Source organism: Chryseolinea sp. T2 (genome assembly GCF_037203685.1).
Lineage (GTDB): Bacteria > Bacteroidota > Bacteroidia > Cytophagales > Cyclobacteriaceae > Chryseolinea.
This window is the reverse complement of record NZ_JBBCAU010000035.1, coordinates 1-1319: the sequence shown is the minus strand read 5'-3', so window position 1 is coordinate 1319 and position 1319 is coordinate 1. Positions and strand designations below refer to the sequence as shown.

Here is a 1319-nt window from a genome sequence, read left to right as displayed (position 1 = left end):
AACCTTTAGATTGAATTCGTATTCACCATAATTATACTTTTGTAGGTAAGTGGGTAACCATTTCGGGTATACGTCCTATCCACAAAAAAGGCAGCCGTTGAACTACGCGCCAACAAAGCTTGTGGCTTATCTAGCGATTCAGTCCGGCTGCCTCTGTTTTCTGTGAGCAAGGGATCAAATAGATATTAGGGCTACAGACCCATTATAAGGTTTCGATCCAGAACTCACTTCAACAAAAACCTTATTTAAGTTATGGAAAACCAAAACCAAAATCAAGAATACCGGTGGATCATCGGTATTGATGTTTCCAAAGAAAGTCTCGACGTGTGCCTCATCAGTAACACGCACCGGCAACTCCTTAACGGAAAGTTCAACAACAACCCATCAGGCTTTAGAAATTTTAAGGCCTGGTGCAAAACACATGGCTGTGAATGTGATCTTGACTCTCTTTGCTGCATGGAACACACAGGTCTCTACACCCGGCAACTCGTGCACTATCTACTCAGCCGACAAGTATGTGTCTGGCTCGAAAGTTCTCTGCACATCAAGCGCAGCATGGGCCTGGTCCGTGGAAAATCAGATGCCATAGATGCACAGCGTATTGCTCGTTTTGCGCATGCTCATCACAGCCAGGCAAGGCCTCTGAATCTGAGCGTCTTAACCCTGGACAAACTTAAAGATCTGAATGCCAATCGTAACCGTCTTATGAAGGCCATTCAGAGTTTACAGGTATCCACCAACGAACTCAAACAAGTTGACCCTGATTCTGGTAAAACTGTAGAGCGCGTCAATCGTGACGCTATTCGCGGGCTTGAAAAAAGCCTCCAGGCAGTCGAAGAAAAAATCACAGAGTTTATTAAGGCCGATGACCATCTCAACAAACAATTTGATCTGATTACTACCGTCAAAGGTGTCGGCAAAGTTCTCGCACTGCTGATCATCATCTACACACAAGGTTGTACGAAAATTGTCAACGGAAGAAAACTCGCCTGCTACAGTGGCGTGGCACCGTTCGAATATCGAAGTGGAACTTCGATTGTTGGTCGAACAGGTGTCTCTAAGTTTGCAAACAGTGACTTAAAGCGCGTTCTTCACATGGCCGCCATCAGCAGCGTTCAGCACAACCCTGATCTCAAAGCGTACTTCAAGCGAAAAGTCGAAGAAGGAAAAAATAAAATGGCAGTCATCAATGCCGTGAGAAACAAACTACTTCATCGAATTGTGGCCGTAATCAAGCGAGGAACTCCTTATCAACAAACTTTGAAAAATAGTCCCCAGATCGCTTGATTTGATCATAGATATCGCTAGTATATGCCGCG

The 1319-nt window shown here is 44.7% G+C and carries 1 protein-coding gene; it reads left to right on the top strand.

Annotated features, from left to right (window positions below):
- Positions 1–252 precede the first annotated feature (252 nt).
- Positions 253–1287 carry an IS110 family transposase gene (locus tag WBG78_RS30730; protein WP_337330376.1) on the top strand — a complete coding sequence of 345 codons (1035 nt, stop codon included), beginning with the start codon at positions 253–255 and terminating at the stop codon, positions 1285–1287.
- The last annotated feature ends 32 nt before the right edge of the window (positions 1288–1319 follow it).